22 protein-coding genes and 1 riboswitch are annotated in these 26,756 nt (G+C 66.8%); of the genes, 10 read left to right on the top strand and 12 right to left on the bottom strand.

Annotated features, from left to right (window positions below; translation table 11 throughout):
* Positions 1–911 precede the first annotated feature (911 nt).
* From N5J73_RS13300 to N5J73_RS13285, 4 genes are all read left to right on the top strand, one after another.
* Entirely contained in the window at positions 912–1,487 is a 576-nt protein-coding gene (locus tag N5J73_RS13300) for an Ax21 family protein (RefSeq protein ID WP_004153562.1), read from the top strand.
* 123 nt (positions 1,488–1,610) lie between these two features.
* Positions 1,611–2,378: a DUF6597 domain-containing transcriptional factor gene (locus N5J73_RS13295; RefSeq protein ID WP_049446136.1), complete on the top strand. Its 768-nt coding sequence runs from the start codon at positions 1,611–1,613 to the stop codon at positions 2,376–2,378.
* Positions 2,379–2,445: 67 nt separating this feature from the next.
* A complete protein-coding gene (locus N5J73_RS13290) occupies positions 2,446–2,814 on the top strand; it encodes a VOC family protein (RefSeq protein WP_049446138.1) in 369 nt (122 codons plus the stop codon).
* Between the two features lie 59 nt (positions 2,815–2,873).
* A complete protein-coding gene (locus N5J73_RS13285; protein ID WP_049446139.1) occupies positions 2,874–3,200 on the top strand; it encodes a hypothetical protein in 327 nt (108 codons plus the stop codon).
* A gap of 21 nt (positions 3,201–3,221) precedes the next feature.
* On the opposite strand, the gene N5J73_RS13280 is transcribed toward N5J73_RS13285, so the two are convergent.
* Positions 3,222–4,154 carry a DUF6624 domain-containing protein gene (locus N5J73_RS13280; RefSeq protein ID WP_049446141.1) on the bottom strand — a complete coding sequence of 311 codons (933 nt, stop codon included), beginning with the start codon at positions 4,152–4,154 and terminating at the stop codon, positions 3,222–3,224.
* Positions 4,155–4,357: 203 nt separating this feature from the next.
* Between N5J73_RS13280 and N5J73_RS13275 the strand changes: the two genes are divergently transcribed.
* The 3 genes from N5J73_RS13275 to N5J73_RS13265 all read left to right on the top strand — a co-directional run bounded on the left by N5J73_RS13275 (position 4,358) and on the right by N5J73_RS13265 (position 6,227).
* Positions 4,358–5,332: a Dyp-type peroxidase gene (locus tag N5J73_RS13275; protein ID WP_049446142.1), complete on the top strand. Its 975-nt coding sequence runs from the start codon at positions 4,358–4,360 to the stop codon at positions 5,330–5,332.
* Between the two features lie 39 nt (positions 5,333–5,371).
* A complete protein-coding gene (locus tag N5J73_RS13270) occupies positions 5,372–5,707 on the top strand; it encodes a hypothetical protein (RefSeq protein ID WP_152907007.1) in 336 nt (111 codons plus the stop codon).
* Between the two features lie 103 nt (positions 5,708–5,810).
* On the top strand, positions 5,811–6,227 hold the full coding sequence (locus N5J73_RS13265; RefSeq protein ID WP_279941049.1) for a hypothetical protein: 417 nt from the start codon (positions 5,811–5,813) through the stop codon (positions 6,225–6,227).
* A gap of 59 nt (positions 6,228–6,286) precedes the next feature.
* Here the strand turns inward: N5J73_RS13265 and pnuC are convergent, their stop codons facing one another.
* The 7 genes from pnuC to N5J73_RS13230 form a co-directional block, all read right to left on the bottom strand.
* Positions 6,287–6,856 carry a nicotinamide riboside transporter PnuC gene (gene pnuC, locus N5J73_RS13260; RefSeq protein ID WP_049446174.1) on the bottom strand — a complete coding sequence of 190 codons (570 nt, stop codon included), beginning with the start codon at positions 6,854–6,856 and terminating at the stop codon, positions 6,287–6,289.
* 8 nt (positions 6,857–6,864) lie between these two features.
* Positions 6,865–9,054 carry a TonB-dependent siderophore receptor gene (locus N5J73_RS13255; protein WP_164078593.1) on the bottom strand — a complete coding sequence of 730 codons (2,190 nt, stop codon included), beginning with the start codon at positions 9,052–9,054 and terminating at the stop codon, positions 6,865–6,867.
* A 70-nt stretch (positions 9,055–9,124) separates the two neighbouring features.
* Positions 9,125–9,220: riboswitch (TPP riboswitch) on the bottom strand.
* Positions 9,221–9,263: 43 nt separating this feature from the next.
* On the bottom strand, positions 9,264–10,388 hold the full coding sequence (locus N5J73_RS13250; protein WP_164078592.1) for a phosphotransferase: 1,125 nt from the start codon (positions 10,386–10,388) through the stop codon (positions 9,264–9,266).
* A gap of 125 nt (positions 10,389–10,513) precedes the next feature.
* Complete coding sequence (locus tag N5J73_RS13245) at positions 10,514–10,921, bottom strand: glycine zipper 2TM domain-containing protein (RefSeq protein WP_049446151.1); 408 nt, start codon at positions 10,919–10,921, stop codon at positions 10,514–10,516.
* Between the two features lie 246 nt (positions 10,922–11,167).
* Positions 11,168–13,159, bottom strand: a complete 1,992-nt coding sequence (locus N5J73_RS13240; RefSeq protein WP_164078596.1) for a peptidoglycan-binding protein — start codon at positions 13,157–13,159, stop codon at positions 11,168–11,170.
* A gap of 111 nt (positions 13,160–13,270) precedes the next feature.
* Positions 13,271–14,041: a hypothetical protein gene (locus N5J73_RS13235; protein WP_099589374.1), complete on the bottom strand. Its 771-nt coding sequence runs from the start codon at positions 14,039–14,041 to the stop codon at positions 13,271–13,273.
* A 376-nt stretch (positions 14,042–14,417) separates the two neighbouring features.
* A complete protein-coding gene (locus N5J73_RS13230; protein ID WP_049446154.1) occupies positions 14,418–15,056 on the bottom strand; it encodes a response regulator transcription factor in 639 nt (212 codons plus the stop codon).
* A 75-nt stretch (positions 15,057–15,131) separates the two neighbouring features.
* Between N5J73_RS13230 and N5J73_RS13225 the strand changes: the two genes are divergently transcribed.
* Positions 15,132–18,731: a transporter substrate-binding domain-containing protein gene (locus N5J73_RS13225; RefSeq protein WP_164078591.1), complete on the top strand. Its 3,600-nt coding sequence runs from the start codon at positions 15,132–15,134 to the stop codon at positions 18,729–18,731.
* Here the strand turns inward: N5J73_RS13225 and N5J73_RS13220 are convergent.
* Positions 18,725–19,126, bottom strand: a complete 402-nt coding sequence (locus tag N5J73_RS13220) for a c-type cytochrome (RefSeq protein ID WP_049446178.1) — start codon at positions 19,124–19,126, stop codon at positions 18,725–18,727. The genes N5J73_RS13225 and N5J73_RS13220 overlap by 7 nt on opposite strands.
* 65 nt (positions 19,127–19,191) lie before the next feature.
* Positions 19,192–20,868 (bottom strand): electron transfer flavoprotein-ubiquinone oxidoreductase, encoded by a 1,677-nt coding sequence (locus N5J73_RS13215; RefSeq protein WP_049446158.1) that lies wholly within the window; start codon positions 20,866–20,868, stop codon positions 19,192–19,194.
* 257 nt (positions 20,869–21,125) lie between these two features.
* On the opposite strand from N5J73_RS13215, the gene N5J73_RS13210 reads away from it, so the two are divergent.
* The gene (locus N5J73_RS13210) at positions 21,126–22,289 is read left to right on the top strand and encodes an acyl-CoA dehydrogenase family protein (RefSeq protein WP_049446160.1); all 1,164 of its coding nucleotides are present in this window, start codon (positions 21,126–21,128) and stop codon (positions 22,287–22,289) included.
* Positions 22,290–22,479: 190 nt separating this feature from the next.
* On the opposite strand, the gene N5J73_RS13205 is transcribed toward N5J73_RS13210, so the two are convergent.
* Together N5J73_RS13205 and N5J73_RS13200 are read right to left on the bottom strand one after the other, a co-directional pair.
* Positions 22,480–22,959, bottom strand: coding sequence for a tRNA (cytidine(34)-2'-O)-methyltransferase (locus tag N5J73_RS13205; protein WP_005407625.1), 480 nt, complete (start codon positions 22,957–22,959; stop codon positions 22,480–22,482).
* Between the two features lie 69 nt (positions 22,960–23,028).
* The gene (locus N5J73_RS13200; protein ID WP_049446162.1) at positions 23,029–23,505 is read right to left on the bottom strand and encodes a hypothetical protein; all 477 of its coding nucleotides are present in this window, start codon (positions 23,503–23,505) and stop codon (positions 23,029–23,031) included.
* Between the two features lie 416 nt (positions 23,506–23,921).
* On the opposite strand from N5J73_RS13200, the gene N5J73_RS13195 reads away from it, so the two are divergent.
* A partial coding sequence (locus N5J73_RS13195) for a pitrilysin family protein (RefSeq protein WP_279941045.1) occupies positions 23,922–26,756 on the top strand: 2,835 nt, incomplete at its 3' end.

Here is a 26,756-nt window from a genome sequence, read left to right as displayed (position 1 = left end):
TTAGCCATTCGGGAGTATGATTGGGGCTGAGAAGTCTTCGGAGGTGAGGACGGTTCGAATCCGTCGCTGCTGAGAAAGTCTGCCTGTTTGTTGTTTGCTAGTGTTGTCCTAGGAGTCATGGCAAGTTCGCCATCGACAATTACCAATGCCATCATCAACCTTGCAGGAGGTATCAATATGGAAACAATCCTTTCTTTTAAAGCAGTCTTTTTTGCTACAACCCAGTCAGCCACAGTAATTGCATCATCAGTAATGGCAGGCTTGGCAGTGAATGGCGTAACTCCCCACCTACACTAAAGCGTCCTTCGGGACGCTTTTTTTTTGCGTAAGTTCGGGGCGCCGCCTAACATCTCGTTCGAGGCGGACGGCTTCGCCGCCGCTCAGCTCCAGCGCTTCGAACGTTCGCTCCTGGCCGGAAGCAGCCATCAGCGGCAAGAGGGATATTTTGCGTGGGGCGACAGCGTCCGATCCATAGCGGACGTTACCATGGAGACGTCAGCCTCTCTTTCTCCGGATTCGGCACCACTGAACCGAATGCTTTGTCCGACCTTCACTGCCTCCGGCCCTCCAAAAGCCGCGTGAGGGTCTCCCCCAATTGTTGGGCGTCTTCCTGCCTGGCCATTGTCGAGGCCCAATGAGCGGTGGACGCCAGACCCCTTGGGTTCCTGCAACCAAAGGTTTTCAGCCCTTGCGCAACCATAGGTTCAGCAAAAACGCAAACCTATGGTTGCCCGTCTAAAATGCGGCCATGCAGAGTTCCCTGAACGGGAACCATATTTATACACCAGTCAGTTCAATATTCAGGGTCGATTAGACCCCCTAACGGATAATTCACACCTGTCGACCGCCTCCTCTCTCTCCCCCTCCCGGGAGGCGGCCGACGAAACCAAAATAATTAAAGGTGTGTCCCGATGAACAAGAATTCGCTGCTCGCCCTGGGTCTTCTGGCTGCTCTGCCGTTCGCTGCATCGGCAACCGATGGCCTGTCGTACAACTACGTTGAAGGCGGCTACGTGAACACCGATGCCAAGGGCGGCGACGCCGATGGCTGGAAGGTGAAGGGTTCCGTGGCGGTGCACCCGAACTTCCACATCTTCGGCGACTACAGCGCCCAGGAAACCGACAAGTTCAAGAATGACGTCGACCAGTGGCGCCTGGGTGTCGGCTACAACTATGGCATCGCACCGAACACCGACCTGGTGGCCCGTGTTGCGTACCAGAAGTACGACGAGAAGCGCGGCCTGGACTTCAACGGCTACTCCACCGAAGTGGGCGTGCGCACCGCGTTCAACCCGTACGTGGAAGGCTACGTGATGGCCGGCTACGAAGATTTCAGCAAGAAGCACGGTTACAACCCGGACGGCGAGTTCTACGGCCGTGTCGGCGCCACCGCCAAGTTCAACCAGAACTGGGGCCTGAGCGGCGAAGTGAAGCTGGCCAAGGCCGGCGACCGCGAGTGGTTCGTGGGTCCGCGCTTCACCTGGTAACAAACGCCTGTCGTTAGTGCGTGTTGTGCTGGCGTGTGACTCTCTCTCTCTCCCACACGCCAACCGAAGCCCGGCCTCGCGCCGGGCTTCACTTTTATGGGCGCTGTGGCGCCACAATGCGGTATGGGCGACCTTTCCTCCCTCGCAGGCACCGGCACGGCCTACCAGGAGCATCTGGCGCCTGCGCCGCTGCGTGGCCACTTTGGCCAGCTTTGGCAGAGCCAGCTTCCTGCCGATGCCGATGGGCACATCACCGTATTGCCCGATGGCTGCGTGGATATCCTCTGGCGCGACGGTGCGTTGTTCGTGGTCGGCCCGGACCGCGTGGCCGCGCACCCGGCGCTGGCACCCGGTGCACAGGTGCTGGGCGCACGCTTCCGTCCCGGCCAGGCATTGGCCGCGCTGGGCCTGCCTTTGGCCGGGATCATCGGCCAGGCCGTGCCACTGGCCGATCTGAAGGGCACGTGGGCGAACAAGGCTGCGGCCTCCATCGGCGACACCGCGCCTGCACTGCGCCTGCAGCGGATGGCGCACTGCCTGCAGCAGCATATGGGTGCGTCCGCGCTCGATACGTCGGCGCAGCGTGCACATGTCCTGTTCCGGGCGCTCGCCGCGGGTGACGCCACGCTGGATACGCTGGCGGCGCACTTGAGCCTGAGCCCGCGCAGCCTGCGACGTTTCAGCCAGTTGCAGTTCGGCTACGGCGCCAAGACGCTGGAGCGGATCCTGCGCCTGCAACGCTTCCTGCGCCACAGCCGTGCGCTGCCGCAGCACTCGCTGGCGATGCTGGCCGCAGAGGCCGGCTATGCCGACCAGGCCCATCTCAGCCGCGAGGCGCGCGAGCTTGCCAGCATGACCGCACGCGAACTGCGCCTCGAATGGGGCCAATGATGGCCGTTTCGTTCAAGACCGCGATGCCGCGCTGATTGAAGCTGGGCTCCCACCCGGGAGCCACGCCATGAGCCATACCGCGCCCCACGATGCCGAACGCCGCATCGACAACATCGAATTCAACGTCGCCGACATTGCCCGCAGCAAACGCTTCTACGGCGAGGTGTTCGGCTGGCATTTCACCGACTACGGCGCGGCCTACACCGAGTTCGACGACGGCCGTCTGAAAGGTGGCTTCGTGGCCGACGCGCCGGTGCGTGCCCACGGGGGGCCGCTGGTGATCCTCTACTGCGCGGACCTGGCCGATGCACAGCAGCGTGTAATCGCTGCCGGTGGCGAAGTCGTACAGGCGGTGTTCGCGTTCCCCGGTGGCCGCCGCTTCCACTTCCGTGATCTGGACGGCTACGAACTGGCGGTCTGGAGTGATGCGACCTGAACCTGCTGATACCCGCCGCGGAGCATGCATACTGGGCCGAGCCAGGCAGAGTCCAGCGCATGCTGATCCCCATTTCCGCGTATGTGCAGCAGGCCGACGGCAATACCGTGCAGGTGGTGGTGCTGGACGCAGACGCGCGTGCGGCGTTGCAGGCACTCGGCATGGCGGGGCAGGCGGCGACGTTGTGCGCCGAAGTGGGCGACGACATCGGCAAAGCCCGCTTGTTCGCTGCCCTGCGTGACCGGGGCGTAGCGTTCTTGGCCGGTCGCGAATGGAGCCCGGCCGAGGTGTTTGCCTGGCTTCGCGACCGCGGTCTGCTCGAAGGTCCGTATCTGCGCATCGCCTGGACCGACCCACGGCAGTACGTTGTCTGCATCGACCCGTGATGCGTCCAGGCTGATACGGCCCTAGCGGACCGGCTTGCGATACGCCTCCGACAGCGTGGCCTTGTACTGCGCCAGCGGTTGCAGCCCCATGGCCTGGCGCCGTGCGTCCAGTCCGTCCATGTCTTCGGTGGGCCGCAGCTCCATCGTGCCGTCGCCGGTGGTGGTGAACTGGCTGCCGTAACGCTGCGGCTTGCCCTGCGCGAGCAGTACGCGATCGGTCAGCAACGCCAGATCGGGAAGATCGGCCTCGCCGGCCTTCGCCGCATGTTCGATCAGCGGCAGTACCTGTGCCTGGAACGCGGGATCGTGATCGGCGTGCTGGACGATCAGCCAGGCCGCCTTGGCCCCGTCATGGCCGACCCGCGAATAGGTCGGCCAGCCCTTGTCGGCAATCATGGTCTTCAACCAATCGGCATTGGCCTGGGCCACCGGTGCTACGCCCTTGAACGCATTGCCACCCCCCGCGTCGATGGCCACATGCTGGGCGGCCTGGTCACGTGCGGCGCGCTCCAGCAGCTCTTTGCGCAACGGCGCGTCCAGCTGCGCGAGGCGTTGCTGCTCGGCGGCTTCCACGCGCCGCTGCATGTCCGGCCACGCCTGATCGGCGCGCAGGGCGTTCAGGCCCGGTCGATCCTTGTGCAGCAGATCATCGAATGACAGGCGCCCGCGGGGCAGCAGTTGGTTCACGTAGTCCATTGCCTGGCTGCGGTCGCCGGCAGCGGCCGTGCATTCCACCAGCAGCAGCTCGCCGCCGTCGGGGAAGCGGCCACCACGCTGCAACAGCTCGCCGAGCAGTCGCGCGCATCCGCTGAAGTCATCGGCGCCGTAGCGATCGAGGGCGGCGAAGAAGGGATCCTCGGCAGCGGCGTGCGCGTCAAGCGGTGTGCCCAGCGCCAGAGCGAGGGCCACGGTTGTGGCGGATGCGCGCAGCCACTGCATCGATGTATGGGACATCAGCGTCTTCCTCCGTGAAGTGCAGGGATGGCCACGTGCTGCCGGCCTCATGGCGCAGGCTAGCAGTGTCATGGCGCTGTCTCAAACGCACGCGGTATCCGCCGCGACCTGAGAACCGCTCCGTCGCCGATCAGGAGCTTCGGCTATGATCGCCCGCACATCGCCACGCGCGATGCGCCCGCCTCAAGCCAGCAGGAACCGCCGTGAACTCCCAGCCCGCACCGATCACCGCTCTCAATCACACGCTCGACAACGAGCCGCAGCAGATCACCGCGCCACTGACCCATTCGGCGGCGTTCCTGGTGCTGAAGGTGAAGGACGACGAGGCGTCGATCGCGAAGGCACGCGAGGTACTGGCCAGCACCGATGACCTGATCAAGAACACCGCCATCCGCGAGATCGAGCGCACCTTCACCTGCAACGTGGCCATTGGCTACCGCGTGTGGCAGCCGCTGGTGGGCACCACGCCGCCGCGTGAGCTGCAACCGTTCCGCGAGATCAAGGGCGCGACCCACACCGCCGTGTCCACGCCCGGCGACCTGCTGTATCACATCCGCGCACGCACCATGGATCTGATCGTGGCATTCGAGCGCAACCTGCTGATGGCCTTCGGCGATGCGGTGGAGACGGTCGATGACGTGGCCGGCTTCCGTTATTTCGATGGCCGCGATCTGCTCGATTTCGTCGATGGCACCGCCAACCCGGAAGGGCTGGCGCTGCCGGAAGCCACGATCGTGGGTGAGGAAGACCCGGAGCATGCCGGCGGCAGCTACGTGGTGGTGCAGAAGTACCTGCACAACCTCGACGCCTGGCGCGCGCAGAAGACCGAGGCGCAGGAAGCGATCATCGGCCGCACCAAGCACGACAACATCGAGCTGGATGATGCGCCGGCCGATGCGCAGAAGTCGCACAAGACGCTGTGCACCATCGAGGATGCCGACGGCGAGCACGAGATCCTGCGCGACAACATGCCGTTCGCCAACCCGGGTCGCGGCGAGTACGGCACCTACTTCATCGGCTACACGCGCCGCCTGTGGGTGATCGAGAAGATGCTCGAGCGCATGTTCATCGGCAATCCCGCGCCACTGCACGACCGCATCCTCGATTTCTCCACCGCCACCACCGGCGTGACCTTTTTCGCGCCCTCGCGCAAGGTGCTGGCCGATCTCGGCGAGTAACCGGAGGATCCGCATGCACCTGGAGCACGTATGTCTGTCTTGAGAGGCTTCTTCGCAGCTGCATTGTTCGCGGCCATCGCTGGCTGCTCAACCGCGCCTGGCCTGCTTGAGCAAGCGCCGGAGTTGTTCAATTCTTCGAAATCGGTGCAACAGGTCACCGTGTGCCTGTCGCAGACGTGGACCCAGCGCAACAAGGTCGTGCGTGTACTGCCGACCGAATCCGGGCAGCGCATTGTCATCGACAATCCGGTGAACCATGGGGTGATCGCCATTGTCGAGCTTGCCTCTGCCCCGGCTGGTACGTCTGCACGCTATTGGAAGGGAGCGGGCCTCACCGGCTGGGCGCGGGACGATCTAAAGGCCTGCCTAGACTGATCGAAGGCGATCCATCGCAGTCCGGTACGCTCCTCACCCGCCATCTGCCTGTCATCTACCGCGCCGACCATGTCGTGCTGGATGGGAGTGCAGGAGGCGGGCGATGGCCATGACCGGAAACAGGAGCGGCGCACGCCGCGGGTGGAAGCGGCTGGCCGCGTTGTTCGGTGCGCTGGCACTGGGGAGCGCCGCGGTGTCCGCGCAGGAAGCCCCTGCGCACTGGATGGCCTACGCCGCCGCCGTGGGGGGGCAGCTGCAGCAGCGCCTGCAGCAGGAGCAGGACCCGCAGGCGCAGCGCGTGCTGGAATGGCTGCAGGCACATCCGGATACACCGACGCCGCTGCCGGTGAGCGTGTGGATCGCGGCGGATGGCCGCATCTCGAAGCTGGAATTCGACAGCCTGGGTGATGCCCAGGTCGACGCCGACCTGCGCGCGACGCTGCAGGCCGGCCCGTTGCAGGCGGCCCCACCGGCCGACATGCGCCAGCCGCTGCGGCTGGGTTTGGCCCTGACCCCGTAGATCCACGCCATGCGTGGATGGCGCGCCGATTGCCCGTAACAGCCACGCATGGCGTGGCTCTACCGGGTTGCCACCTGCGGTCCACGCGCGGCGGCGCTCCATGCGCGCAGGCCGAATACAGCCAGGCCGAGGAAGAACACGTACAGCGCGGCGGTCACGTGCAGCGACTTGAACAGGTACGCACCCACATAGACCACGTCCACCGCGATCCACACCCACCAGCAGGCCACGTGGCGGCGCGCCTGCCACCACTGGCCGACCAGGCTCAGCGCGGTCAGCATCGCGTCCAGCCAGGGCAGTGCGGCATCAGTGAAGGTGTGCATGGCCGCACCCAGCGCCACGCCACCGCACAGGCCGATGGCCAGGTCGCGCAGCAGCTTGCCGCGCGCCAGCGGCACGATGCGGATGCTGCCTTCATCGGCGGCGTGCTGCCGCCAGTTGAGCCAGCCATAGACCAGGAAGCCGCCGAAGGCGACCTGCAGCAGGGTGTCCGAGTACAGCTTGGCCTCGGTGAACACCAGACCGTACAGCGTCACCGACAGCAGGCCCACCGGCCACGCTGCCAGCCGGCGCCGGGCCATCAGCCAGACGCCGAGGATGCTGCACAGCGCGGCGGTCCACTCCAGCATCACGCCGCTCACAGCGCGAACGTCACCGACAGGCGGGCCTGTCGCGGTGCACCGGGGAACAGGTAGTAGTCACCACCGCTGCTGCCGGTATCGCGCCAGTAGAAGCGGTTGAACACGTTGTCCACCGACAGGTTCCAGGTCACTGCGCGCTCATGCAGGCGATGCTGGAAACGCAGGCCGGCATCGAACACCGAGTAGTCCGGTGCGCGCACCCCACCGTCGGCGCGGGCGACATTGGCACCGGCATAGCGCCAGCCACCGGTCACATCCAGGCCCTGCACGAACGGCAGCGCGTAGGCCACGTGCACGCTGGCACGCACCTTCGGCACGTTCACCAGCTGATGGCTTTCATAGGCCGGCGTGCCGGTGTCGCGCGCGCGCGCCTGCAGTACGCTGGCGCTGGCAACGATCTGCAGCGCATCGGTCAGCTGGCCGTTGGCGGTCAGCTCCAGGCCGGTGTGGGTCTGCGTGCCTTCTTCGACGAAGGTGTAGCCGACGTCGCTGTTGTCCGGCTTGGCGTACTGGTACGGCTGCGAAATGCGGAACAGCGCCGCGCCCAGCGTCAGCGCCTCGACCGGCACGTACTTCACGCCCACTTCCAGCTGCCGCGACTGCACCGACGGCAGGAAGGTGTCGGCATTGCTGGTCCAGAACGGCGCTTCCTGGCCCAGCGAAATGCCGCGCACGTAGCTGGCATAGGCATTGAGCTGGTCCGTGGCCTTCCACACCACCGCGGTCTGCGGCAGGAAGCGCGAAAGGCGGCTGTGCCGCTGCGGGGTGCCACGCTTGTCGTAGGCGCGCTCGTCCAGGCGCACGAAGCGGCCACCCGCCAGCCACTGCCAGTCATCGCCGAAGCTCATCCGGTCCAGCGCGAAGAACGCGGTCTGGCGGCTGTCCAGGCGACGTGCGGACGGGCCCGGCATCTTCGGCGACGGCGCGAACACCGGCACCGGTGCGTCTTGGATGTTGGTGGTGCCAACGTACTCGTTGACGCTCGGGCGCCTGTCCACGGTGCGGCGGAAGTAGTCGGCGCCGAGGGTCAGCTCATGGCCGACGCTGCCGGTCTCGAAACGGCCACGCAGTTCGGCACGGGCCTGCTGGTTGCGGCGGGTATCGTCCGGGCTGCGGTAGTCGTAGACGTCGTAGTCGCCGTTGGGCGCGAAGTAGTTGCCCGGCACGCTGCCATCGGCGCACTGCACGGCGTAGTAGCAGCCATAGGCGAAGGCGACGTTGTCATCGATCACCGAGCGGCTGTGGCCGACCGAGACGCGCGACTGCCAGGCCTCGTTGAAGTCGTAGGTGTGCAGGGCGGTGATGTTGGTGCTGGCGATATCCACCGGCCGCTGCCACGGCTGGTAGCCGAGCAGGTGCTCGCGGTCGACGCCGCGCGGCAGGTCGCGTGCGCCCAGCAGCTGGTAACCGGACACCGAACGCTGCGAGCTGGTCTGGTAGTTGGCATCCACCTCCAGCTTGCCGCGCTCGCCGATCAGCCAGTCGGCCGCGAGCGAGTAGAAATTGCGGCGGCCATCGGCGTGCTCGACATAGGAATTGCTGGAATCCCACGCGGCATTCAGGCGCAGGCCGAAACGCGGGGTGATCCAGTGGCCGACATCGACGGCGACGTAGCGCGAGCCTTCCGAGTCGGTACCGAGCGTGGCGGTGCGCACTTCGGCCGGGCGCTTGCCGATGTAGTTGATGATGCCGCCCGGCGCCATCACGCCTGCGGCCAGGCCGGCTTCACCCTTGAGGATCTCAACCGACTGCACGTTCTCCAGCGCCAGGCGCTGTTCGCCGGCGATGGACAGGCCGTTGAAGCGATAGCCGGTGGCGGCGTCAAGGGCGAAGCCACGGATGGCGATGTTCTGGTAGTAACCCACCGGTGCATACGCATCACCCAGCGAGGCATCGTTGCTGGCCAGCTCGGACAGCGAACGCACCTGACGACGGTCGAGGTAATCGCGCTCGAGCACGTTCACCGAGGCCGGCGTGTCCTTCCAGCTGCCGCCACCGAAGGCGTTTACGCGCGAGGTATCGGCCTTCGGTTTGCCGGCCTGCACGCGCACCGCCGCCAGCTCGGTGGGCGAGCGCTCGGCGCCGGTGGCAGCCGCATCAGGGGATGCCTCGGCCTCGCGGGCATGCAGCGGCAGCGCGGCGCAGAGGGCGAGGAAGAGCAGGGTGGGGCGCAGGCAGCGGTTCATTCGGTTCGTCTTCGGACAACAAGGGAGACGAAGCGACGGCGCGCAGGTGCACCGGCCCATGACGGGGGTGTGGCTGCGGCTCAAAGCTCCCTACGCCGGTGCAAACCGGATCAGGTTCCAAGGGACTCTCTCAGCCTGGCAGATCCAGGCACCCCCGCTTCAGGTGACCATTTCACTACAAATGGTACGGATTTGCGAGTCGGAGCCCTTCAGGCTGCCGCGTGCAGCGCCTGCAGCAGTGCCTGCCCCGGCGCGCTGTGGAACCATGCCGGATGCCCCAGCATGAAGGGCTGCCAGGCCACATCCGCGTTCGCGGTCGAACCGGTGATGCCTTCGAAGTACTCCACTTCGGACAGTGCGAAGTCGAAATGGACCATCGGCAGCAGGTCGGCCAGCAGGTGCACGCGTGCCGCCGACAACGGCAGCGCCTGGCGATAGCCGTCGAGCAACGCCAGCGCGATATCGATGCGCACCGCCTGCATGCCGCGCTCCAGTTCCAGCCACGCCACCGCATTGCGCTCGATCGCGGTGGCGAGGTCGAACAGTGCGCTGGTGGGCGAGGCCAGGCCGAAATCCAGCACGGTACCGACCTGCCCATCGCGCCACAGCAGGTTGGAAACGTGCCAGTCGTTGTGCGCCCACAGCCGTGGCTCGTCGCGCAGGCGCTGGGCCAGGCCGGCATGCCATGGCAGCACGTCACGCTGCAGCTGCACTTCCCACGGAATGCGCGCCAGATAGCGGGCCAGCCCGGGGCGCTCATGCAGCCCTGCCTTGATGGCCGCGATCGGATCGTCGGCGCGGATCAGATCGTCGCGCGCGACCAGCACATGGGTGCTGCGCTGGGGCGCGTGATAGCTGGCCGAGGCACGGTGCAGCTGTGCGAGTGCGCGCCCGGCTTCGCGGGCCTGCGCAACATCGGTCAGCAGCGACCACGACACCGCGTCGCGGTACAGGTCGTCGCCCACGCCGACATCGTGCAGTTCAAACGTCCATTCGCCTTGTTCGACCGCGGTGTGGCCATCAACCGCCGGCAGCACCTGCACCACCGGCGCGCCGGCGGCGGCGAGATGGGCGATGAAGCGGTGTTCTTCTTCCAGGCAGGCCGCGCTGCGCACGCTGTGGTGGTGGCGCTTGATGAACACCGCACCGTCCACGCCGTCGACGATGGCGGCGGCCGACAGCGGCCGTGGGCTGTGCCAGCGCGGTTGGCTGTGCCCGCCCAGCTGCGGGTAACGCGTACTCAGCCACGCGATGTCCGCCGCGCTGATCGGTGGCCAGTCGGCAGGGACCTCGTCGTTGTTGAGGCCCTGCACGCGATGGGAGGAAGACGTCATGCCGCAGCCCCGGTGGGGAAAGTCACATCCAAGGCTGCGCATTCAACGCCATGCACGCGGCCAACGCAAACGGGCGGGTCATCGACCCGCCCGTCCGTGCATCGGCATGGAGGATGCCGTCCTGCTTACCAGCCGCGATGGCGACCGCGGTCGTGGTAGTAGCGGTTGTCGTAGTAACGCTCGCGCTGCCAGCGGCGGTCGTCGCCACGGTCATAGTAGCCGCTGCGGTAATAGCCACGATCGTACCGGCGGTCGTAACGGTCGTTGTAGTAGCGGTTGTCGTAATAGCGACGGTCGCGACGATCGGAGGTGGTCAGGTTGCCGATCGCACCGCCGGCCACGGCACCGCCGACAGTGGCGGCGGGATCACCGTTGGAGAGCAGGTTGCCGGCCACGCCACCGACCACGGCGCCGACCAGGGTGCGCTTGTCCTTCCTCGACATCGCGCTGGCATCGCTGACCACGGCCACACCGGCCACCAGAGCCAGAGCCATCGCCAGACCACGGAAGCTGAGTGCGGAAGTACTGAGCATGTTCGTTCTCCTGTGAGGTGCATGCCACGCTGGGCAGGGAGGGCGTGGGGCGCCCCGGCTGCCGTGGTGTCCACGCTGGCGTTCCAACATTGCCGGAACATTGCTTGGTCCACCGTGCGGCTTGCGCATTCATCTAGCGGCAGGCGGCATGAAGCAAGGCTGAAAGCGGCCTCGGCCGCTCAGCTGGCAGAAAGGGAAAAGGCCACGCGGACGTGGCCCTCCCTTCTCTCCCAAGGCGCTGCGGGCTTAGACGCCCATCGCCTTCTGTGCCTGCCGGGCCTGCTCCTGCTGGGCATCCTGCTGCGGGTGCAGCACGTTCGGCGCGCCCTGCACGGCACCGCTGCTGAGCGCCAGGCTCTGCTCGCTGGCGGCACGGGTATCCACCGCCACGCGGCTGGCGGCGGGGTCACCGATCGTGCCCTGCACGGCAAACAGACGCTCGCCGTTCGGGCTGGGAACCACCGAGTCGATACGCTGCAGGCCGGCAGCATGCGCCTCCTTGGTCAGGGCTGCGGCGGCGCTTTCCAGCGCGTGGCGATCCTTGAAGGTGCCTGCCGGCATCAGCTCCAGACCCTTGCTGGCCTGGATGAACAACGGATTGCGCGGGTGCCGTTCGTCGTTGAGCAACGGCCGTTCGCGTGCGTCCTTGATCGCTTCCAGGGTCTTCGTCCCGACAATGCCGTCGGCCACCAGCCCGTTGTCCTTCTGCAGCTGGCGCACCGCCGCGTCGGTGTTGCGGCCGAAGCGGCCATCCTCGACCAGCGGCTTGCCGTCGGCACCGACGTAGCCGAGGTGGCCCAGTTGCTCCTGCACCTTGCGCACGCCCTCGCTGTGCGCACCCTGCTTGTACAGTTCGGCGTGCGGGGTGGCAGCGGCCTTGTGCTCGGCCGCAGGCTTGCCCTGGGTCTGCTCATGCGACTGGGTGCGGTTTTCCAGCAGGTCGCGCGCCTTGGACAGCGGATCGGAGGCGTACAGCTTCCAGTTCGGGTGCTCCTTCACCTGCTTGAGGTAGTCCTCGACCGGCATGGTGTGCACGCCCTTGCTGCCGGTGGACTGGCTGATCAGCAGCTTGTCGGTGTTGGGGTCGCGCACCACCATCACGATGTGGTCGATGCCGTTCCAGTGCTCATGGCGGGTCTTGGCCGTATCCAGTCCGATGATCATGCCTTCCTTCAGCGCATCGGGCTTCAGGATCGCGTCGCGGTCCAGCAGCACGCCGGACTGGTCGAACGCCTTGCGCACGATGCCGCCGGATCCCAGGTTGCCCAGGTCGATGCGGTCAGCCTTGCTGAACACCGCATGCCCGGCCTTCTGGTTGATCTCGTCCATGGTCCGGTTCTGCAGCGTGCCGACCCAACCGGAACAGTCGATGTAACCCTGCTCCACGTTCTTGCCGGTCTTGCCCGGTACGTACAGCGCGTGGCCCGGAATGTTGATGGCGTACCTGACATCGTCGTACTTCACGCCGGCCTCGTAGGCGGCCTGCAGTTCAATGCCCGGCTTCGGCGCGGCGGCCGCCGTTGCGGTTGCCGCCAGCGCGGCTGCGCCCGCCGCCACAGCTGCGCTGGCCTGTGCAGGCGCTGCCGGGGACTGGCCCTGGCCCTGCGCCACCGTCTGCGGGGCAATGTTCTTTTCCGGGATGCTGATCGCCGCGTACTTGTGGATGTAGTAGCTGGAGAACGTCCGCGCCAGGTCGCCGTCGTTCATGCCGCGCATCTCGGCCAGCGTGTGGCCGGTCAGCGCCTTGGCATCGGAACCGATCTGGTTGAGCACGTTGCGGCGCATGTTGATCTCTTCGCCATGGCCGTTGCGCACCACGCCGAAGGTGCCGGTGGCGATGGCCGTCTGCACCGAGCCATAGCCGGCGCTGCCCTGCTGGTGGGCCAGGTACAGATCCAGGCCGGTTGGCGTCGCTCCGCCGGACAGGTACGGCTGGCCCGTGCGTTCGTTGCGGCGCGCCATCGAGTCCAGGTTGTCCTGGTACATCTGCGCGGCCGCTTCGGTGTTGCGGGTGGGGTCGAACTCGTGGCCGGTCAGGTGGTACTGGCGCGCGGAACCGGGCACGAACTGGAACAGGCCCTTGGCACCGGACGAGGTGTTGTGGGCGCGCTCGTTGAAGCTGCCGCCGGTCTCGATGTGCGCGAAGCGCATGAAGTCATCGACTGGGATGCCCTTGTGCCGGGCAACCTGCTCGACGATGTCCAGGACTTCCTTTCTGCTGTAGTCATGCTGTGCCATGACGTTTTCCTCGGGGTTGATGGAGCGGCGCATGCCGCGAATCGCCAACCGGACTCATCCGTGAGTCAAGAACATGTCGGTCAACAGGTAACCCGCGCGTGGCGGGTGCTATCAGGGCGCGACGTACTGCTGGGTCGCGCTGTCGAAGGTGTAGTGCACGGCGTCGCCGGCACCCAGAGCGCGGGTCTTGCCGGGGGCTTCGATGGTGGTGCCCTTGAAGGTCACGGTCAGTCGCGGCAGGCCGTTGCCGTCGGCAACGAAGGCCAGTTCGCCATCGCTGTTGGTGCAGGGCATCACGTTGCCTTCGTCGCAGGCCGCGCTGTTGTCCTCACCGGTGCGCACCGAGCCGACATAGCGCCAGACCTTGCTGTCCACGTCGTCTTCGCTGCGCTTGGGGTTGAACAGCAGCAGCGCATAGCCGGTGCTGCTGATGCCACGGTCGAAGCTGCTGGTCGGCACCGCCAGCAGCAGGCGGCCGTCGGTGGTGCGATGTTCAAGCGGCTTGCGCCGGGTATCGACATCGTCGGCCTTGTCGTACGCGCCCAGTGCGCCGATGGTCCATTCCTGGCCACGGAACTTCCATGGCTTCCTGGCGTCGGTGCCGGCCAGTACGAAGGTGGCCTCGGCGAGGTTGGCGCGGTCATCCGGACCGGCCGGCGTCTGCTCGCCCGGCTTGCCGTAGTGCTCGCGGGTATCCCAGGAGAAACCCGTGTAGTACGTGGTGCCATCAAGAGTGAAGGTGTGGCCGAACCAGAAGGTCGCCACGCTGCCGTTCTGGACCTCGTAGGAGGTCGCGCCATCGCCGTCCACCTGGTAGGTGAAATACATCACGGTCGGCGCGTCGGGCGGGATGACGGCGGCATCGGGGGTGGGGGTCTGCATCGGGGCAACATCCTGTCGGGGCGCATTGGCAGCCTGCGCAGGGGCGCCAGGCTGGGAGGACGAGGGGGCCGGATCGGCGGCGCTGCAGGCGGCAGCGGAAAGAGAGACGAGCAGGCACGCCGCGAATGCGCGCAGGGGCCGCAACGGCAGGGTCCAACGTAGCTCAGGGGGGTGATGCATGCGCCTCTCCATGGTCAGCGTTGCCGGGCCAGACGGCCGGCAGGAAACCGCACCCCATCCACCAGGGACGGGAGCGAGGACATGAGTCGGTCGATTCCTTCGACCTCGCATTGAGAACTCATGCCAGGCCATCTTGGCACAGATCCGCAGCACATCAAAGAGGGCGGTGGCTGGCCCCCGGCGTGTAAGCCGGCTCTCAGATCCTGCCGTCACGCAGGTAGTCGAACAGTTCGGCGTCGCCTTTCAGGCCCAGCTTGAGCATGGCGTCACCCTTCTGCCGGCTGATGGTGCTGACGCTCTTGTGCAGCTGCAGCGAGATTTCCTTCACCGTCATGCCGGTGCCAAGCAGCCGCAGCACCTCCACCTCGCGCGGCGACAGCGGCTTGCCGTCGCCCTCGCGCATGCGCCAGCTGCCGGCGGTCTCGACCCGCTCGCGCAGGCTGCGGCTGATATAGGGCTGGCCACGATAGACCGCCTGGATGGCCTGCGGCAGTTCGTCCATCGACGAGCTCTTGTCGACCAGGCCGAGCACGCCGCTGTCGAGCACCATGCGCAGGATGGCCAGGTTGTTGGAGACGCTGAGCATCAATACCGGCAGGTCGGGATGGCGGCGGCGGATCATGCCGATCATGGCGAAGCCATCGGCCTGGGGGCTGCCGGGCATGGAGTAGTCGGTGACTAGCAGGTCGCAGGGCTGGCTGCCCAGCAGGGCCATCAGCGCCTGTGCACTGTCGGCTTCGCCGACCACGCGGCCTACCCCGCTCGATTCGATGACGGCGCGGGTACCGATACGGACCACCGGGTGGTCGTCTGCGATGATGATGCGCAAGCTCATGCTCTAGTATGGCCACCGGGCTGGCTGGGCCGCGACCATCGCGGTCCCTGGCAGGATTCTAGGAGATCGTCGCCGATGCGTAGCTGGGCTGTTCGCGGACTGGTCCTGCTGCTGGCCCTGCTGGCGCTGCCGGCAGCGTTGGCGCAGGCCGTTCCTGGCCTCCTGCCGCTCAATCCCCTGCAGCGCGAGTACCTGGCCACCCATCCGAGCATCGTCGTGGGGCAGTATGACAGCGGCTGGCCACCATTCGAGTCACTCCGTGATGGTCAGCAGGTGGGTCTGGGCCCGGATTATCTGTCGCTTCTTGCCCGTCAGTTGGGTGTGAAGGTCGAGGCCCGTCGTTTTCCGGATTGGACCTCCGTGCTGGATGCGGCATGTCGTGGCGAGATCGATGTGGTGATGAATGTCGGTCTGAGTGCCGACCGCACCCGCTGCATGGTCTATACCGCCGCCTATGGCGAGGCACCGCTGGCTCTGGTGGGCCGCCCCGACGACCTGCGTGCCTCGGACAATCCCGATCTGGATGGACTGCGGGTGGTGATCGAGCAGGACTTCCTGACCGGTCCGCAGGTGCGCGCGCGTTTTCCGCAGGCCCGTCAGCTTGTCGCAAACAACTCGTTGGCGGCACTCGAGATGGTCAGAGACGACAAAGCTGATGTCTATATCGGCAATGCCTATGTCGCCACCGAACTGATCGCCACCCAGCGCCTGCAGGGCGTGGTGTTGCTGCGGCCGAGCGATCTGCCTCCCGAACGCCTGCACTTCGGTGTACCCAACAGCAAGCAGCCATTGGCCGAAGCGCTGGACCTCGCGCTGGCGGCAACCAGCCAGTCGCAACGGGACGCGCTGGCACAACGCTGGCTGCCGCCGCCGCAATGGTCGGCATCAGCGCAGCTGGCGCTGAGCCGGGCAGAGAAGCGGGTGCTGGAACAGCCGTTGAAGATCGGTTTCGCACCGAACGCGGCGCCGCTGTCGTTCACCGACGAGCAGGGCAAGCCCAGCGGCCTGGCCAGTGAGTACCTGCGCCGTCTGATGCAGGCTGGCGCCAACCTGCAGCCGGAGAGCAGCCACGACTGGTATGAGGTGCGTGAGAAGGCCCGCCGTGGCGAGCTGCAGGCGGTGATGGGAATCCCGGCCGATTCGCGCTACCTGGGGCCGGACTGGGTGTTCAGCCAGCCCTTCATCAGTGTGCCGAACGTGATCGTCAGCCGCGTCGACAGCCCAGCCCTGCTGGGCATGTCGGACCTGCAGGGCAAGCGCGTGCTGCTGTCCGATCCCGAGCGTGTGCGGGGCTACGTGCTGCAGCAGGCACCGCAGGCCCGGATCATGGCGGCACGCAGTGCGGAACAGGCGATGCAGCGACTGCTTGATGGCGAGGCCGATGCCTACGTGGGCAATCTGGCGCTGGTCGACTACCTGCTGCGCAGTCGTTTCCCCGGCCGCCTGCAGGTCGCTGCACCGGCAGGCTTCAATGATCAGCTGGTGCTGGCGGTGGAGCGGCGGCATGCCGCACTGGCGACCACCTTCGACCGCCTGCTGCTGCAGATGACGCCGCGCAAGCATGAGGCGCTGCGTGGCGACTGGCTGGCGGTGGAGTATCGCACTGGCGTTGACTGGAAAAGCGCATTGCACTGGGGCCTGCCACTGGCGCTGGTACTGCTGACCGCGTTGTTGGTGCATGGCATCGGCTACTGGCGCCTGCGCCGCGAAGTGACCGGCCGGCGTCATCTGGAACAGCGACTGGCCGAGGTCACCGACAACCTGCCTGCGGTGGTCTACCAGGCACGCCGCAGCGCTGATGGCGTGCTCAGCTTTCCGTTCATCGCCGGTGATCTGCAGGCGTTGTTCGGGATCAGCCGGCAGCAGGCCGAGCAGGATGCCAGCATGCTGCTGGAACGCATTGAAGAAGACGATCGCGCGCACATCCTGCAGGCCGTCGAACAGGCCGCGCGCCAGTTCGCGCCACTGATCCTCGAGTTCCGCCTGCGCGCCGGGGGCGAAGGCGCGCGCTGGGTGCGCAGCCAGGCCCATCCGTATGCCGCCGAAGCCGGTGCGGTGACCTGGAGTGGCTACTGGGTGGATGTAAGCGAAGCGCGTGCACAGGCCGACGCCCTGGTCACGGCCAAGGCCGAGGCCGAGCAGGCGGCGGAAGCGAAGTCGCGCTTCCTGGCGACCATGAGCCATGAAATCCGTACGCCGATGAGTGGCGTGCTGGGCATGCTGGAAGTGCTGGCGCATTCGCCGCTGGACACCGAACAGCAGCGCATCCTTGGGGTGATCGAGGACTCGGCGCAGATGCTGCGGCAGATCCTGGACGACATCCTCGACTACTCACGGCTGGAGGCTGGCGCACTGCGCCTGGAGCCGGTGCCGCAGCCACTGCGGCCGTTGCTGGAGAGCGTGTGCCGCCTGCTCTCCGCACAGGCCAGTGCACGTGGGTTGGCGTTGCACGTGCAGATCGACCCGCAGCTGGCGCCGGCCCACGAAGTGGATGGCGTACGCCTGCGCCAGATCGTGTTCAACCTGCTCAGCAACGCCATCAAGTTCACCGCGCAGGGCGAGGTTCGCCTGCAGCTGGAGGTGCTGGGGCCGACCAGCGAGGAGGGGGCTCAGCCGCTGTGCCTGAGTGTCACCGATACCGGCATCGGCATTGCACCGGAACAGCTGCAGCACCTGTTCGCGCCGTTCACCCAGGCCGGCGCCTACATCCAGCGAGACCACGGCGGCACCGGGCTGGGCTTGAGCATCTGCCAGCGTCTGGTGCAGATGATGGACGGCGAGCTGGCGTTGCACAGTACGCTGGGCGAGGGCACCCGCGCCGAGGTGCGGCTGTCGCTGGTGGAGGCCGGCAGTGGCGATGTCGAAGCCCTGGTGGCCGAGCAGGATCAGATGGCGCTGCTGCCTGCGCCGCTGCGCGAGGCACGGGTGCTGGTGATCGAGGACCACCCGACCAACCAGGCGATGATGGCCTGGCGCCTGCAGCAGCTGGGCGTGCCGCACGTGATGGTCGGTGACGGCCAGCAGGGACTGGATCGGCTGTCGTCGGAGAGCTTCGATCTGGTGATCACTGACTGCCGGATGCCGGTGCTGGATGGCTTTGGCTTCACCCGGCTGCTGCGCGAACGCGAAGGCCGCAATGGCCAGCCGCGGCTGACCGTGCTGGCGCTGACCGCCAGCGTGCTGGATGACGATGCACGTCGCTGCCGTGAGGCGGGCATGGATGAGGTGCTGGCCAAGCCGCTGTCACTGGCAACGTTGCGCGCCGCGCTGCTGCGCTGGTTGCCACAGGCGCAGGGCCAGTCGTTCGAGGTGCCGGTGGTCGAGGTGGCGGCCGACGATGGCGATACGCTGCCTGATCTGGCGGCCCTGCAGCAGCGCTTCGGCTCGCGCGCGGTGGCCGAGCAGCTGCGTGACAGCCTGCTGCAGGCCAGCGAAGGCGATCTGGCGGCCGTACAGCGCGCCGTGCAGGCCGGTGACCGCGAGACTGCCGCGCTGCACCTGCATCGGCAGGCCGGCGGACTGGGCGCGGTGGGGGCGACGGTGCTGGCCGGGCAGGCCAATGCACTGGTCGAGCGCCTGCAGGATGCGATGGAAACCGATGTGGCGTCGCTGTTCGCGGCAGTGGCGACCTTCGTGGCGCGGCTGCAGCAACAGCTGCAGCGCCTGGCTCACTGAGCCGACTGCTGCTGCAGGTAGGCGATCACCAGCGCGCGGCGTTCGGCGCTGGGGAAGGCGTTGTACATGCGCGTGCCGGGCACCATGTGGGTGGGCGACTGCAGGAACGCATCCAGCGTCTGCGCGGTCCAGGTGATGTCGGCGCGGCGCATGCCATCGGAGTAGCCGTAGTCGGGCAGGCTGCCGGCGCGACGACCGATCACGCCGTGCAGGTTCGGCCCGAAGCGGTGGATGCCCCCGGGTTGCACGGTGTGGCAGCCGGCACACAGTTCAAACGCGCGCTGCATCGCCTGCTGGTGCGCCTGTTCCGGCGTGGCCGGTGCTGCAGGCGGACGCTGGCAGGCCGTGGCCGCCAGGGCCACGGCAACGGCGATGAGCAGGCGGAGAGCACGCATGGGCGGGCAGGATAGCGGCGCGGTGGAGCGGACGGGCTGCGACACGCGGTCGCAGCCCGCGGCGATCACATGCCGGAGTAGTTCGGGCCGCCGCCGCCCTGTGGGGTCACCCAGACGATGTTCTGGGTCGGGTCCTTGATGTCGCAGGTCTTGCAGTGCACGCAGTTCTGCGCGTTGATCTGCAGCCGTGCGTTGTCGGCTTCACCGACGAACTCGTACACACCGGCCGGGCAGTAGCGGGCTTCGGGACCGGCGTACTCGGCCAGGTTCACCTTCACCGGAATGCTGGGGTCCTTCAGCGTCAGGTGGCTGGGCTGGTTCTCGTCGTGGTTGGTGCTGCTGAGGAACACCGAGCTGAGACGGTCGAAGGTCAGCACGCCATCCGGCTTCGGGTAGGCGATGCGGGTGTGCTTGGCTGCCGGTTCCAGGCAGACATGATCCGGCTGCGTGCGGTGCAGGGTCCACGGCGGATTGCGCACGCCCAGCTTTGGCAGCAGCCACTGTTCCACACCGGTCATCAGCGTGGCCACGGTCTGGCCCTTCTTGAACCACTGCTTGAAGTTCTTGGCCTGCTGCAGTTCGGTGAACAGCCAGCTGGCTTCGAAGGCCTTCGGGTAGGCGCTCAGTTCATCGTGCTGGCGATCAGCAGCCAGCGCGTCGAACGCGGCGTCGGCGCACAGCATGCCGGTCTTGATCGCGGCGTGGCTGCCCTTGATGCGGCTGGCGTTGAGGTAGCCGGCCTCGCAGCCGACCAGGGCGCCACCGGGGAACACCGTCTTCGGCAACGACAGCAGGCCACCGGCGGTGATCGCACGCGCGCCGTAACCGATGCGGGTGCCACCCTCCAGATGCTTGCGGATGGAGGGATGGGTCTTGAAGCGCTGGAATTCCTCGAACGGGCTCAGCCAGGGATTCCTGTAGTCCAGGCCGACCACGTAGCCGATGGCGACCTTGCCGCCGTCGGCGTGGTACAGGAACGCGCCGCCGTAGGTGTCGCTGTCCAGCGGCCAGCCGGCGGCATGCACCACCAGGCCCGGCTCATGCTTGGCCGGGTCGATCTGCCACAGTTCCTTGATGCCGATGCCGTAGGCCTGCGGGTCCTTGCCTTCGTCCAGCGTGTAGCGGGCGATCAGCTGGCGGCCGAGGTGGCCGCGCGCGCCTTCGGCGAAGATCGTGTACCTGGCCTGCAGCGCCATGCCGCGCTCGAAGGCCGGGCCGATGCTGCCGTCCTTCTCGATGCCCATGTCGCCGGTGGCCACGCCGATCACTTCACCGTTGTCGCCGAACAGCACTTCGGCGGCGGCGAAGCCGGGGAAGATCGCCACCTCCAGCGCCTCGGCCTGCTGCGCCAGCCAGCGGGTCACTTCACCCAGGCTGATGATGTAGTTGCCTTCGTTGTGGAAGCACTCCGGCAGCAGCGCGTTGGGCGTGCTGCGTGCGCCGGTTTCGCTGAGGAACAGGAATTCGTCGCGGGTGACCTTCTGCTTCAGCGGTGCGCCGCGCTCGGCCCAGTCCGGGAACAGTTCGGTCAGTGCGCGCGGGTCCATCACCGCGCCGGACAGGACGTGCGCACCCGGCTCGGAGCCCTTTTCCAGTACGCAGACCGACAGTTCACGGCCGGCTTCGATCGCGCGCTGGCGCAGGCGGATCGCGGTGGCCAGGCCGGCGGGGCCGGCACCGACGATGACCACGTCGAATTCCATGACTTCACGCGGGGGCAGGGCGTTGGCTTCAGCACTCATCGATTGCATGACTCGTGGGTAGTGCCGGCATCGGGGCCACCGGCGGTGCCTGGGAATCGCGCGTGCGGCCACGGGCGAAACGGTTGTTTGAATGTGTCAGGGTACCGGGCCGCGCGTGATCGAGCTAGATCGCCGATGTTCACACCCGGATTGCTGCGATGCAGCGTAGGGCCGCAGCTCTGGTGGGTGCCGACCTTGGTCGGCACGCTCTGTCCGGATGACCGACAATGCTCAGGTCCTGACTGCGCGTGAGTGCCATGGCTTTGCATCCGTACGATCTGTTCGATGTCCGTTCCCTGCTCAACGAGGAAGAGCGCGCGGTGCAGGAGAGCGTCGCGCGCTTCACCAACGAGCGCGTGCTGCCGATCATCGGCGATGCCTTCGACCAGGCCCGCTTCCCCGATGAACTGGTGCCAGAGATCGCGTCACTGGGCCTGCTCGGTGCGACCCTGCCGACCGAGTACGGCGGCGGTGGCCTCGGCGCAGTCAGCTACGGCCTGATCTGCCAGGAGCTGGAGCGCGGCGATTCGGGCCTGCGCAGTTTCGTCTCGGTGCAGAGCTCGCTGTGCATGTACCCGATCTACGCCTATGGCAGCGAGGAACAGCGCCAGCAGTGGTTGCCGGCGATGGCGCGCGGCGAGCTGATCGGCTGCTTCGGCCTGACCGAGGCGCATGGTGGTTCCGACCCGGCCAGCATGAAGACCCGCGCGGTGCGCGATGGCAGCGACTGGCGCATCACCGGCAGCAAGATGTGGATCACCAGCGGCCCGGTGGCCGACCTGGCCATCGTCTGGGCGCAGACCGAGGACGGCATCCAGGGCTTCGTGCTGGAAAAGGGCATGGCCGGTTTCACCACCCAGGAAATCAAGCACAAGATGAGCCTGCGCGCGTCGCTGACCGGTGCGCTGTTCTTCGATGACGTGCGCGTGCCCGACAGTCATCGCCTGCCGAACGTAAAGGGCCTGAAGGGCCCGCTGGGCTGCCTGACCCAGGCCCGCTATGGCATCAGCTGGGGGCCGATCGGTGCGGCCATCGCCTGCCTGGATGAAGCGCTGGGCTATGCCAAGGAGCGCGTGCTGTTCGGCCGCCCGCTGGCGGCCACGCAGAGCGCGCAGATCAAGCTGGCCGAAATGGCCCGCCGCATCACCACCGCGCAGCTGCTGGCGCTGCAGCTGGGGCGCTTGAAGGAAGCCGGGCAGCTGCAGCCGCAGCAGGTCAGCCTGGCCAAGTGGAACAACTGCCGCATGGCCATCGACATCGCCCGCGAGTGTCGCGATCTGCTGGGTGGCGCCGGCATCACCACCGAGCACGTGGCGATCCGTCATGCGCTGAACCTTGAATCGGTGATCACCTATGAAGGCACCGAGACCGTGCACCAGCTGGTGATCGGCCGCGAACTGACCGGCATCAACGCGTTCTGAAACCTGGTTCCGGTGGGTGCCAACCTTGGTTGGCACTTCGGGCGCACGCGAAAGGCATCCACGCATGGCGTGGATCTACCGGGTGGGTGCTCCGACCTGCCTGTGGTAGGTGCCAACCTTGGTTGGCACATTTCTTCAGCGCGCGACCGGGCATCGGTGCGGACCAAGGTCCGCACCCACCAGAAGCGGTTTACGCCCCGCCGGCAAACCCGTGCTGGCGCCACGCCTCGTACATCACCACCGCAACGGTGTTGGAAAGATTGAGGCTGCGGTTGTCCGGCCGCATCGGCAGGCGCAGGCGGCGGCCATCGGGCAGCGCATCGAGCACGTCCTGCGGCAGGCCACGGCTTTCGGGGCCGAACAGGAAGGCATCACCGTCTTCGAACGCCACGCTGTCATAGCGGACGCTGGCACGCGTACTCAGGGCGAACAATCGCTTCGGTGCGATCCGCGCCAGCGCGGTGTCCAGGTCGGGGTGCACCTGCAGGCGCGAGTACTCGTGGTAGTCCAGGCCGGCGCGCTTGAGCTGCTTGTCTTCCAGTGCGAAGCCGAGCGGCTCGACCAGGTGCAGCTGCGCGCCGGTGTTGGCGCAGAGCCGGATCACATTGCCCGTGTTGGGCGGGATTTCCGGTTGGAACAGGATCACGTGGAACTGGGGCGCGGCATTCATCGGCGCAGTGTACCTGCGACGGCCGCCGCCTTTACGGCGCACGCCCTGCGCTGGGCAGGGCGGCACCGCTTACGGGCGCAGCAGGACCTGGGCGGTTTCGGTGGCCAGGGCCTGCAGGTCTGCAGCGCTCGGACGCACCTGCAGGGCCGGCAGGTTGGTGATGACCTGGTTTGCGACGCTGGTGGCGGCTGCGGCCAGGGTGGCGGCGTAGCGCTGGGCTTCCAGCTCGGCGGCCAGGGCGACGCGCTGTTCCAGGCTCGGGCGCACTTCCACCGAGGCCAGGGTGGTGATCGGCAGTGCGGCGGCGACCGGGGCGGCGACGTAGCCGCTGCGCTCGGCCAGCTGGTCGGCGCTCGGGCGCACTTCCACGGTGGCCAGGGTCGGGATGCCGCTGGCCTGTTCCCAGGCCTGCTGGGCCAGCTGGTCGGCGGCCGGGCGAACCTGCACGGTGGACAGGGTCTTGATGGATTCGGAGGCCTGCACCGACGAAACAACCGCGGTGCCGGCGATCAGGGCGATGGCGATGGCAATGGTCTTGGCGTTCATGACGGGGCCTGTTTAGTGTTGGTGAGCGGTGGTGTGGTAGTAAGGTAGTACACCAATTCTGGGCTTGCAAGGGAAATTTTCGATTTCCTGCATTTGTTCAGTCTTCAGTCAGCTTTCGTCTGAAGCCCTTCTTGGCGCAGGAAGTACCAAGCAATCCCCGTGCCAACTTTTAGTTGTTGATTTACAAGGCTTTTATTTCGATTCGAAAGTGTCCGGTGGGCGGACACCTGTCCATTCCTCGCGCTGCGGACACTGTCCGGACGCCTTCAGCCGACGCATGTGACGGTTCAGGAGCCCCGTTGGAGCCCGGCCGGATGGGCCTCGGGGCAAAACACCCCCAGTGACTGCTGGCCGATTCCTGCCGTTGCGCGCGCAGGCTAGGATCGGGGTTCACCTATGTGACCAAGGATCCGGAAATGTCTCTCGCCCTTCGCCCGCGCGCTGCACTGCTGGCTGTCGCCCTCAGCACCGCCCTGGGCACGCTCGCGCCCACCTCTGCACTGGCCGCCAGGCAGGCGGCACCGGCCAAGGTCGATATCCCGTTCGAGCAGTTCACCCTGCCCAATGGCCTGCGCGTGATCGTGCATACCGATCGCAAGGCGCCGATCGTTGCGGTCAATGTCTGGTACCACGTAGGCAGCAAGGATGAGCCGGCTGGCCGCACCGGCTTCGCGCACCTGTTCGAGCACTTGATGTTCCAGAGCAGCGAAAACCACGACGGCGAGTACTTCGAGCCGTTCAAGCAGGTCGGTGCCACCGGCCAGAACGGCACCACCAACACCGACCGCACCAACTACTTCGAGAACGTGCCGACCACCGCGCTGGACATGGCGCTGTGGATGGAGTCGGACCGCATGGGCCATCTGGTGGGTGCGATCGACCAGGCCGCGCTGGACGAGCAGCGCGGCGTGGTGCAGAACGAGAAGCGCCAGGGCGAGAACCAGCCCTACGGCCAGGCCTGGGACCAGATCAACAAGGCGCTGTATCCGGTTGGCCACCCGTACCACCACGGCGTGATCGGCTCGATGAACGATCTCAACGCGGCCTCGCTGGACGACGTGAAGACCTGGTTCCGCACCTGGTACGGCCCGAACAACGCGGTGCTGGTGCTGGCCGGTGACATCGACCTTGCGACCGCCAAGGAGAAGGTCGCCCGCTACTTCGGCAGCATCCCCGCTGGCCCGACCATGGCGCAGCCGGCGGTGAACGTGGCCAAGCGCAGTGCCGATACCCGCGAGACGATGACCGACAAGGTGCCGCAGGCACGCATCTACCGCGCCTGGAACGTGCCGCAGGTCGGCACCACTGACATCGACCAGCTGCAGCTGTTCGCCGAAGTGCTGGGCGGCGCCAAATCCTCGCGCCTGAGCCAGCGCCTGCAGCACCAGGACAAGCTGGTGGACAGCATCGGCTCGGGCCTGTCGACCTCGCAGCTGGGCTCCAACTTCGTGATCGTGGCGACCGTGAAGCAGGGCCAGGACCCGGCCAAGGTCGAGAAGATCATCGACGAGGAACTGGATCGCCTGATCAAGCAGGGCCCGACCGCGGCCGAGCTGGAACGCGCCAAGACCGGCGCCCGCGCCGGCTTCATCCGTGGCATCGAGCGCATCGGAGGCTTTGGCGGCAAGGCCGATGCGCTGGCCGAGTGCGCGGTGTTCACTGGCGACCCGGGCTGCTTCCGCACCTCGCTGGCCAATATCGAGAAGGCCAGTGCCGCCGACCTGAGCCGCCTGGGCGCACAGTGGCTGGACAAGGGCAGCCACACCCTGGTGATCGCACCGGGTGAGCGCGTGGCGCTGAAGGAAGACCCGAGCCAGTCGCCGAAGCCCTTCACCGTGCCGGCAGTGGACCCCAAGTACAGCACCCTGCCGGAGCAGGTCGACCGCAAGGCGGGCGTGCCGCAGACCCGCGAGTTCCCGCAGCTGAAGTTCCCGGCGTTGCAGCGCGCCACGCTGAAGAACGGCACCCAGGTGATCCTGGCCGAACGCCATGAAATTCCGGTGGTGCAGTTCAGCTACCAGTTCCCGGGCGGCTTCAGCGCCGACCAGGGCCGCAAGCCGGGCACCGCCAACTTCACCATGAGCCTGATGACCGAAGGCGCCGGCAAGCTCGGCTCGCTGGCCTTCGCCGATGCCGCCGACGCACTGGGTGCCAGCCTGGATGCTTCGGCCGGCCTGGATTCGATGAGCGTGGACCTGTCGGCACTGAAGGAAAACCTGGCACCGTCGCTGGCGCTGTACCGCGACCTGCTGCGCGAGCCGCGCTTCGAACAGGGCGAGATCGACCGGGTCAAGGCGACCTGGATCGCCGGCATCCAGCAGGAAAAGGTCAACCCGGGTGCGGTGGCGATGCGCGTGCTGCCGCCGCTGCTGTACGGCAAGGGCCACCCGTATGCCATCCCGTTCACCGGCAGCGGTGACGAAGCAGCGATCAACGGCCTGACCCGCGAGGACCTGGTCGACTTCCACCACGATTGGCTGCGCCCGCAGAACGGCACCCTGATCGTGGTCGGTGACACCACCCTGGCCGAGATCGTGCCGTTGCTGGACAAGCAGCTGGGCGACTGGAAGGCTGCCGGCGATGCCCCGCAGGTGAAGGCGGCCACCGACGTCGCATTGCCGAAGGGCCCGCGCGTGTTCCTGATCGACCAGCCGGGCGCGGTGCAGGCCAACCTGTTCGCCGGCCAGGTGGTGGCGCCGTCCAGCGCTACCAGCTCGACCCGCTTCGATATCGCCAACGGCGTGATCGGCGGCGACTTCACCTCGCGCCTGAACATGAACCTGCGTGAGGACAAGCACTGGTCGTACGGTGCGCGCAGCAGCGCGGTCAATTCGGTGGGTCAGCGCCCGTGGATGGCCAGCGCGCCGGTGCAGATCGACATGACCGGCCCGGCGCTGGCGGAAATGCGCAAGGAAATCGCCGCGTTCGCCGACGGCAGCAAGCCGGCCACCGCCGCCGAGGTCAACCGCATCCGCAACATCCAGACCCTGAGCCTGCCCGGTGCCTACGAGACCGCCAGCGCGGTGGCATCGACCATCGGCTCGATCGTGCAGTTCAAGCGGCCTGACGACTACGTGCTGCGTCGCAAGGCCGAGATCGAGGCGATGACCCCGGCGCAGGTGCAGCAGGCCGCCGCCGAGATCAAGCCGCAGGCGCTGACCTGGGTGGTGGTGGGTGACCTCAAGCAGACCGAAGCGGCCGTGCGTGCGCTGAACCTGGGCGAGGTGACGGTGATCGACGCCGAAGGCAAC

It is taken from the genome of Stenotrophomonas sp. GD03654, assembly GCF_029845105.1.
GTDB classification, from domain to species: domain Bacteria; phylum Pseudomonadota; class Gammaproteobacteria; order Xanthomonadales; family Xanthomonadaceae; genus Stenotrophomonas; species Stenotrophomonas africana.
Note: the sequence above shows the minus strand (reverse complement) of the source record. Positions and strands in the feature narration are given on the sequence as shown.

Coding starts and splice junctions, on each gene's coding strand:
- N5J73_RS13300 (WP_004153562.1), top strand. CDS start 912: ATGAACAAGAATTCGCTGCTCGCCCTGGGTCTTCTGGCTGCTCTGCCG.
- N5J73_RS13295 (WP_049446136.1), top strand. CDS start 1,611: ATGGGCGACCTTTCCTCCCTCGCAGGCACCGGCACGGCCTACCAGGAG.
- N5J73_RS13290 (WP_049446138.1), top strand. CDS start 2,446: ATGAGCCATACCGCGCCCCACGATGCCGAACGCCGCATCGACAACATC.
- N5J73_RS13285 (WP_049446139.1), top strand. CDS start 2,874: ATGCTGATCCCCATTTCCGCGTATGTGCAGCAGGCCGACGGCAATACC.
- N5J73_RS13280 (WP_049446141.1), bottom strand. CDS start 4,154: ATGTCCCATACATCGATGCAGTGGCTGCGCGCATCCGCCACAACCGTG.
- N5J73_RS13265 (WP_279941049.1), top strand. CDS start 5,811: ATGGCCATGACCGGAAACAGGAGCGGCGCACGCCGCGGGTGGAAGCGG.
- pnuC (WP_049446174.1), bottom strand. CDS start 6,856: ATGCTGGAGTGGACCGCCGCGCTGTGCAGCATCCTCGGCGTCTGGCTG.
- N5J73_RS13255 (WP_164078593.1), bottom strand. CDS start 9,054: ATGAACCGCTGCCTGCGCCCCACCCTGCTCTTCCTCGCCCTCTGCGCC.
- N5J73_RS13250 (WP_164078592.1), bottom strand. CDS start 10,388: ATGACGTCTTCCTCCCATCGCGTGCAGGGCCTCAACAACGACGAGGTC.
- N5J73_RS13245 (WP_049446151.1), bottom strand. CDS start 10,921: ATGCTCAGTACTTCCGCACTCAGCTTCCGTGGTCTGGCGATGGCTCTG.
- N5J73_RS13240 (WP_164078596.1), bottom strand. CDS start 13,159: ATGGCACAGCATGACTACAGCAGAAAGGAAGTCCTGGACATCGTCGAG.
- N5J73_RS13235 (WP_099589374.1), bottom strand. CDS start 14,041: ATGCAGACCCCCACCCCCGATGCCGCCGTCATCCCGCCCGACGCGCCG.
- N5J73_RS13230 (WP_049446154.1), bottom strand. CDS start 15,056: ATGAGCTTGCGCATCATCATCGCAGACGACCACCCGGTGGTCCGTATC.
- N5J73_RS13225 (WP_164078591.1), top strand. CDS start 15,132: ATGCGTAGCTGGGCTGTTCGCGGACTGGTCCTGCTGCTGGCCCTGCTG.
- N5J73_RS13220 (WP_049446178.1), bottom strand. CDS start 19,126: ATGCGTGCTCTCCGCCTGCTCATCGCCGTTGCCGTGGCCCTGGCGGCC.
- N5J73_RS13215 (WP_049446158.1), bottom strand. CDS start 20,868: ATGAGTGCTGAAGCCAACGCCCTGCCCCCGCGTGAAGTCATGGAATTC.
- N5J73_RS13210 (WP_049446160.1), top strand. CDS start 21,126: ATGGCTTTGCATCCGTACGATCTGTTCGATGTCCGTTCCCTGCTCAAC.
- N5J73_RS13205 (WP_005407625.1), bottom strand. CDS start 22,959: ATGAATGCCGCGCCCCAGTTCCACGTGATCCTGTTCCAACCGGAAATC.
- N5J73_RS13200 (WP_049446162.1), bottom strand. CDS start 23,505: ATGAACGCCAAGACCATTGCCATCGCCATCGCCCTGATCGCCGGCACC.